The organism is Bacteroides sp. 2201st1_D9_2201SCRN_220225 (assembly GCF_040928965.1).
Lineage (GTDB): Bacteria > Bacteroidota > Bacteroidia > Bacteroidales > Bacteroidaceae > Bacteroides > Bacteroides stercoris.
This window is the reverse complement of record NZ_JBCODG010000118.1, coordinates 1-7,211: the sequence shown is the minus strand read 5'-3', so window position 1 is coordinate 7,211 and position 7,211 is coordinate 1. Positions and strand designations below refer to the sequence as shown.

The window sequence follows — 7,211 nt, the reverse complement described above, 5'->3', positions numbered from 1 at the left end:
ATTTATATATGCAAAGCATCATTTATTTAATTATATAGATAATCGAAACGGCAAGCTTTGTAGGTCCCAGATAATCAGCTTTCCCCTTACCATCCTTTTTCCCACAAGAAGTACATCTGAACCTGTCATATTTAACACGCGCATAGCCCAGTCCTAAGGATGCCTCTACACTGAATCTGCTGGACAGTATCCAATGGTAACCCGTACTGATACCCCCACCATAAAAATACCCCTCATAACGGTAATCTTTCATTTCTTTGGAGTGGTTTTGAATAATAAAAGGAATATTTATGCCTCCCACATTCATCTGCCCTCCGTGGGCATGAAGGCCAAGAAACCAGCCATTGAATGTTTCACAGATCCAATATCTTATCTCCGGCTGTACAAGCCAGTGACTCCATTTCTTTGTTTTGTAACCGTTTGCCGTGGCATCATTTTCATAAAAAAAGAAATTCATACCGATTTGGGTATCCAAGGTCCATTTCTTCCCCAGGGAAAACTCTACAGAAAGATTGGGTGTCAGCAGGGCATCATAGACAAGGTTGTTTTTTAGCACAACCTTCTGTGAGAAAGACTGCAAGCTGAACAGCAGAAAGAAAAAAAAGCATATTTTTTTCATATTGTCGCTGATTGTTTTTAAACGAAAAATGCTTGTTTTATGATGTTAATTATGATAATGCAAAATTAAAAATGAGCAATCGTATTTTCATTATATACATTGGACATAGAATTATGTAAAACAGTCTTTTTGTTTATACAAGGTAGCCAGACAGATATTCTTTTTAATATTATCATAAATTCGAAAAGAAGTTATCATTCCGCCTTGTGAAGAAAAGAATTTGAAAGCCATCTATTCCAATGTGATGTTCACCGACTACATTTCTCCTTGTCCGGAGTTCAACCATCTATCAAATCCCTATGCTGGTTTACTCACCAGTGTACGGCTCTAGTCTCGGTCTCACAGGTTTCCTCTATGGCCCGCATCAGGGAGCTGATCTCGCTGTCGGAGAGATGGATGTTTCCTAAAAGGGCGGCAGCAAATGGATGTTCCTATGTAACGGATTTAGCTAAATATAAAGGACAGATAAAAGACAAAGTATTATATGCCGAAAGCCTTGTATGAATGCAAAATGAAACATTTACAGACATTAATGGTTTCTGTCCTATATTGTTCAGGCAAAAGGAGCTGCTGATGTCCATAGACGGTGTTGGACGTGTAGCAGCAGCCAACATGATAATTACTACGGAGGCCTTTACACATTTTGATGCTCCAAGAAAGTTCAACTGGTATGGCGGAGTAGACCCTTCCTCTTATTCTTCCGGAAGTTCCCAGTACTCGAAAGCAAGAATATCGGCTGATAATTGATGACTAACAATGCGAAGTTCTCCGGTGTCAGCAAATGATCCGTCTTGGGATCTCTGATAAGTTTGACACTACTCATTACTTTATTATGTTTTTACAGTTAAACAAATTGAGATAACGGCATGCATAAATCTCCATCTTGGCTTACTGATTGCAAATGTAGTAAGCTTATGCCCGATATTCCTGCTCTAAAAAAACATAACCTATTCAAATACAACACTTTTCGTAGTCCCACATAACAGACTCATCAGCTTTAGTACCAGTTCCTTTCTGATGATACCAATGCCATCATTTTCCAACACAGATACATATATTTATACGACTTCGTGTATAATCCGGCTCTTTTTGTATATCTGCTCTTTTCTTTGTATCTTGCTGCCCTTTTTCCATATCCACTCATTGGATGTCAGGCTTTTATCCGAGTTTATAGAAAAAATGGTCATTTTAGAAAAATATATAGAAATAGTTTGTGCTTATGGAGCATGCCAAAGAAACATTGTCTACCCTGGTGCGGGAAATGCAAACAGTCACCACATACAATAAAGGAGTTTATATCCTAAACATTGAGTTTTTTTTAGACAAGTACAGTAATGAGATGTTCCGTGCCGGTGCTTTCTTTTATATATTGGTGGAAACCGGAACAGCAGAATTTGTAGTTGACTGTCATTCCTATATTGTAGGAAAGGGGGACATGCTTCTTGTCGCTCCAAGAATGTCTGTAAAGTTAATGAAAAAAAGTTCCGACTTCGGTACATGTGGTCTATGCATGGAGCCTTTCTTTTTTGACTCCCTTTCCATAGGAAACTATGTATACAAACGGCTTTATAACAGCAGCCATACGACATATGTTTTACGGCTAGAGGACAGCGATACTGTACATATACGCAAAACGCTAGACCTGATGTCCCACTACCTCACCTCCGACCATCCTGCAGAAATGGCTGGTTCACTGGTCAATTTCCTATTGCTGCAAATAACGGAAATCTTCCACAGTCAAAATGTACATCCAGCCGGAAGGGTCAAGCATTCCGATGCTTTGTTCCGACTTTTCAGAAAGTTGTTGGCTGAGAATTACAGGAAAGAGCATGAACTTCAGTTTTATGCTGATTCCCTTCACATATCCCAGACATACCTGTCAAGAGTGATACGTCAGATTTCTGGAAAAACAGTGAATAATTATATAGCCGAAGCACTTTATACAGATGCTAGACGCCTGCTGGTCTTTACGGATCTGACTGTAAAGGAGATTGCTGAACAATTAGGCTTTTCAGACCAGTCATCCTTCGGAAAATTCTTCAAAAAGAAATCAGAGACATCTCCTGCAAACTTTCGTGACGAATATAAAAAACTCCACAACTTGTAAAAGTGGATGCTGTACAATACACGCACAAGTTGGGGAGTGAAACTGGAAAGCTTTTCCACGCGAAAGAACCCCTCTGGAATATTCTATGGATACGGAGCGGAACATGTTGACAAGGAGGGATAACCTCATAATTACCGATAATTTTTCTTTTAGGGATACAATCAGACTTTCCAACCTGCGTTTCGATAGGTTATGTATTTCTCAAATCTATTAAAGCAGACAATATCTACTATATTTGAGACATATTTTGAAAATACCTGACTTCATCCGTATTTGCCTTTCATTATTTTACTATTTTCACACCGCTTTAATGTGAATATGTTAAAGTCAGTTTCCTTTTATTTACATACGGCAAACTGTATAGAAGTATAAATAATATTCTTCCGGGCCTTATGTATTGAACTGGTGTGGATTGAAAAGCCCGTTGTCATACTGATTGGTATGGATGGAAGTCCGTTCCAAAGAGCTGGGATATCCGGCTGGATATATATCAATTTGATTGTAAGTCAAAAGCATGTACATCAGAATTAAAAATATTTTAATTGTAATGAAACATATATTTTATCATCTGGCCGCTGTTATGGTCGTCGTGGTATGGGGAATGACTTTTATTTCCACCAAGGTTCTAATAGTTCATGGTCTGTCTCCTCAGGAGATTTTCCTATTCCGTTTTTTGCTGGCTTATGCTGCAGTGTGTCCTATCTCCTTCCATCGTTTTTTTGCCCGTAATCTGAAAGATGAGCTATATCTGGTGGGTGGCGGAGTATTGGGTGGTTCCCTGTTCTTCTTTTTACAGAACATGGCTCTGGGGCTGACACAGGCTTCAAATGTTTCTTTCATCATATGTACGACCCCGTTGTTGACTGCTGCTCTGACCGTATTGTCCGTTCGGATGGAAAAGGTCTCAAGAGGCTTCATACACGGATCTATTGTTGCTCTGTTGGGTGTAGGCTTGCTGATATTCAACGGAAGTTTCATTCTTCGGATATCACCTTTGGGAGATTTACTGACTCTTTTGGCTTCTCTGTCATGGGCGTTTTACAGTCTTGTCATTCGGAGTCTCACCCGGAAATATTCTCCGGCTTTCATTACCAGAAAAATATTTTTCTATGGTATAATAACAATTCTGCCCACTTTCTTTTTTCTGCCCTCATTGATAAACCCTGCTGTATTGCTAGACAGTGAAGTATGGAGCAATCTCCTTTTTTTAGGTGTCATAGCTTCGTCTGCCTGTTATCTGTTGTGGAATATTGTCGTAAAGCAACTGGGGACGATACAGGCATCCAACTATCTTTATCTGAATCCTCTTGCCACAACGGTCGGGGCGACTATATTCCTACATGAGGAAGTGACCCCAGTTGCGATAGTCGGAATCGTTTTGGTTCTCTCGGGCGTATATCTGGCTAGCAAAAACTCTCGTCCTAACTGTACTGCTATAAAAAAGCAAGCGGACTAAATTCTGTTTATTTTATTATTACTATAATCATATGCAGACTACACATGGTGATAAATTTACGATTCAAACAATGTATTGTTTGTGTCGCAATTAACCAAACAAGGTTCTATTTGGAACATGGAGTAATAATCACGATTTCCGAACTTTGCATATGACAATTAATAGAGATAACAAAGATTATTTCAGAAAGATATTAAGATTCTTAATTTCTAAAAGCTGATGAATAAAATGCTGATAAGATCTGGTTCTTCCGGTTTGAGAGAGTCTGGTATAGAAGTTTGTTATCACAATATTCATAGCTTTTGCTGCAATGAAAACAATAACCAATAACCAATAACCAATATTGATATGAGAAGTATAACAACATTTGATTTACAGTATGCACACAGATTTTATGGTTTTCGAGGAGAAGCCCAGTATCTTCATGGACATACCGGTGTTCTGACTATTGAAGTGGAGGATACTATAAATACGGGAGTAAATATGGTATATCCTTGTAATGAAATCCAAAAAATCGCATGGAATGTGCTAAAAAACTTTGACCATGCTTTAGTCCTCAGGGAGGATGATCCGCTTTTACCCGCAGTTCTTGGGGTATATGAAAAACAAGGTATCAAGAATGGAAATCCTCAAAACACAATGAAGGGTGAGGCTTTCAAGACTGAGCTGGCCACGGCATACCCGGATGCGCGTCTTGTAGTAACAAAAGAGACCATGACTGTGGAGGGCATGATAAAGATCGTATACGCTCTTCTTAAAGACAAACTGAATATAGCAAAAATCACATTCACAAGTGGAGTAAATGCTGGTTCTGCTGAATTTGTTACAAAAAATAAGATTCAACGCTGTCCTCTTTGTGGTGTTACGCAGAATGAGGAAAGTGCATGTCCTAAGTGCGGATACAAAAAATAATCATAACCGGTAACACAGTCCAATGATGTTGGACTGTGTTGCTTGTTTTTCTTGCCATATCCATGAACATAAAATAAAGACATGGTGAGATTATAAAATAGAATAGGGTGTTATATAGTAATAGATAATGGATATCAGAGGATTCTATAATTTTCAATATTTTGTTATATTCAAATCGCAGATTTTTATAATTCTCTTATAATCTATATATTATGCAGCTAAATTTTATTTTTCATGAAAAAAAGAATCATTTCGTTTTCATGGCAACATTTATTGCTCATCGTTTCATTGTCCATAATGACATGTGGAGTAGCCCTCTGCATACGGCCAAACTTTGGCAGTAGTGTGATTGCCACTATCCCATTTATTATAGCACTCGCAGAAGAAGCTAGCATAGTTTCCCTATTTACAATTGTAGAATATACTCACATAATGAACTTTCTTTTCATCGGGCTTCAGATTCTCATCCTCCACCAGAGGTTCCCACGGATACAACTTTTCCAATTCATTATTGGTTTTGTATTCGGTTTCCTATTAGATGTTAATATGTGACCTACATCAATCATAGTATGTAATAAAAGTTATACCTTTTGGAATCAGCAATTTATAATGATATCATTTTTTCAATGTCAAAGATTTAAATGATTCAAGTGAACTGAACTTATTTTATTTTTAACTATGTTCCTTTTTTAGTGGGCAGTAATGAATTATGATAAGAATGATACTGCAAAATCACATCATACCTGTAAATGAGAACGGCGGTTTACCGTTATCCAAGCGTTATTGGGCTATTTTAGCCACTGCTCTAGGAGTTGGAATATCTGTGATAGACGTTACAATCGCCAATGTGGCTTTACCGACAATCGCCCACGACCTAGGAACTTCACCATCCGTAACGATTTGGATAGTAAATGCTTATCAGATGGCTATTACCATTTCACTCCTCTCTTTCTCTTCATTGGGAGACATTTACGGTTACCGGAAAATTTACTTATCTGGCGTTTTGCTATTCAGCATCACCTCAGGGATCTGTGCTTGTGCCGACTCGTTCTGGACGCTGACTACCGCCCGTATTTTACAAGGATTCGGCGCTGCCGCAATCACTGGTGTGAATACGGCGCTACTCCGGATCATCTATCCCAAACGTTTTCTTGGTCGCGGAATGGGCATCAACGCCCTTGTCATTGCCGTGTCGACCGCTGCCGGACCGACAATCGCTTCAATTATTCTCTCATTGGGTTCATGGCATTGGCTTTTTGCCATCAACATCCCAGTGGGAATTGCTACACTCATAATCGGACTGATATACCTTCCTGACAATCCGGTAAAAGTAACCGGACGCCATTTCGACAAGTTCAGTTGTCTGATGAATGCAGTCACCTTTGGTCTACTTATATTCTTATTAGAGGGTATTACCCACAAAGAAAACACAACATTGATCATAGTCGGGGTATTTGCGTTGTTAATAATTGGTTATTTCTTTGTACGTCGCCAATTACGCCAACAATTTCCTTTATTACCAGTCGACCTGATGCGTATCCCTATTTTCTCCATGTCTATCGGCACATCCATCTGTTCCTTCACCGGGCAAATGCTAGCCATGCTCTCCCTCCCCTTTTTCCTCCAGGAGACTTTGAAACGTAGCGATGTGATAACCGGATTACTCCTTACTCCCTGGCCAATAGCGACAATGATTATTGCTCCGCTTGCCGGACGGCTAGTAGAACGTATCCATGCCGGAATACTGGGAAGCATCGGCATGACAATATTTGCTATAGGACTTTTTCTGCTCGCAGTACTCCCTTCCAACCCTACTAATATGGATATTATATGGCGGCTGTTCATTTGTGGATCCGGTTTCGGCTTATTCCAAACACCCAACAACAGTACCATCATCTCCTCCGCTCCATCCAACCGTAGTGGAGGAGCAAGCGGTATGCTGGGTACTGCCCGTCTACTGGGACAAACACTGGGAGCTACACAAGTTGCCATGATATTCTATTTAGTTCCAATCAACAGTTCGCAAACATGTCTGTATTCAGCAACAGGTTTTGCTATTGTTGCAGCAATAGTCAGCTGTCTGAGAATTTCGCAACCACGTCCATTATAAATATGCA

7 protein-coding genes are annotated in these 7,211 nt (G+C 39.4%); 6 read left to right on the top strand and 1 reads right to left on the bottom strand.

All coding sequences use genetic code 11. From position 1 onward, the window contains the following. Positions 1–22: 22 nt before the first annotated feature. A complete protein-coding gene (locus tag AB5903_RS21450) occupies positions 23–619 on the bottom strand; it encodes a DUF3575 domain-containing protein (protein ID WP_022103350.1) in 597 nt (198 codons plus the stop codon). Between the two features lie 504 nt (positions 620–1,123). Between AB5903_RS21450 and AB5903_RS21445 the strand changes: the two genes are divergently transcribed. The 6 genes from AB5903_RS21445 to AB5903_RS21420 all read left to right on the top strand — a co-directional run bounded on the left by AB5903_RS21445 (position 1,124) and on the right by AB5903_RS21420 (position 7,204). Continuing rightward, on the top strand, positions 1,124–1,366 hold the full coding sequence (locus AB5903_RS21445; protein ID WP_117940980.1) for a transposase: 243 nt from the start codon (positions 1,124–1,126) through the stop codon (positions 1,364–1,366). 472 nt (positions 1,367–1,838) lie between these two features. Continuing rightward, positions 1,839–2,726 carry an AraC family transcriptional regulator gene (locus tag AB5903_RS21440; RefSeq protein ID WP_060385052.1) on the top strand — a complete coding sequence of 296 codons (888 nt, stop codon included), beginning with the start codon at positions 1,839–1,841 and terminating at the stop codon, positions 2,724–2,726. A 541-nt stretch (positions 2,727–3,267) separates the two neighbouring features. Then, positions 3,268–4,182, top strand: coding sequence for a DMT family transporter (locus AB5903_RS21435; protein WP_195658670.1), 915 nt, complete (start codon positions 3,268–3,270; stop codon positions 4,180–4,182). Between the two features lie 348 nt (positions 4,183–4,530). Then, positions 4,531–5,094, top strand: a complete 564-nt coding sequence (locus tag AB5903_RS21430) for a 6-carboxytetrahydropterin synthase (protein WP_195658664.1) — start codon at positions 4,531–4,533, stop codon at positions 5,092–5,094. Between the two features lie 234 nt (positions 5,095–5,328). Continuing rightward, positions 5,329–5,646, top strand: a complete 318-nt coding sequence (locus tag AB5903_RS21425; RefSeq protein ID WP_262895076.1) for a DUF6198 family protein — start codon at positions 5,329–5,331, stop codon at positions 5,644–5,646. Positions 5,647–5,812: 166 nt separating this feature from the next. Further along, on the top strand, positions 5,813–7,204 hold the full coding sequence (locus tag AB5903_RS21420; protein ID WP_272710765.1) for an MFS transporter: 1,392 nt from the start codon (positions 5,813–5,815) through the stop codon (positions 7,202–7,204). The last annotated feature ends 7 nt before the right edge of the window (positions 7,205–7,211 follow it).

What these genes read in the sequence shown, in the direction of transcription:
- AB5903_RS21440 (WP_060385052.1), top strand. Translation starts at nt 1,839, where the DNA reads ATGGAGCATGCCAAAGAAACATTGTCTACCCTGGTGCGGGAAATGCAA.
- AB5903_RS21430 (WP_195658664.1), top strand. Translation starts at nt 4,531, where the DNA reads ATGAGAAGTATAACAACATTTGATTTACAGTATGCACACAGATTTTAT.
- AB5903_RS21445 (WP_117940980.1), top strand. Translation starts at nt 1,124, where the DNA reads ATGCAAAATGAAACATTTACAGACATTAATGGTTTCTGTCCTATATTG.
- AB5903_RS21450 (WP_022103350.1), bottom strand. Translation starts at nt 619, where the DNA reads ATGAAAAAAATATGCTTTTTTTTCTTTCTGCTGTTCAGCTTGCAGTCT.
- AB5903_RS21420 (WP_272710765.1), top strand. Translation starts at nt 5,813, where the DNA reads ATGATACTGCAAAATCACATCATACCTGTAAATGAGAACGGCGGTTTA.
- AB5903_RS21425 (WP_262895076.1), top strand. Translation starts at nt 5,329, where the DNA reads ATGAAAAAAAGAATCATTTCGTTTTCATGGCAACATTTATTGCTCATC.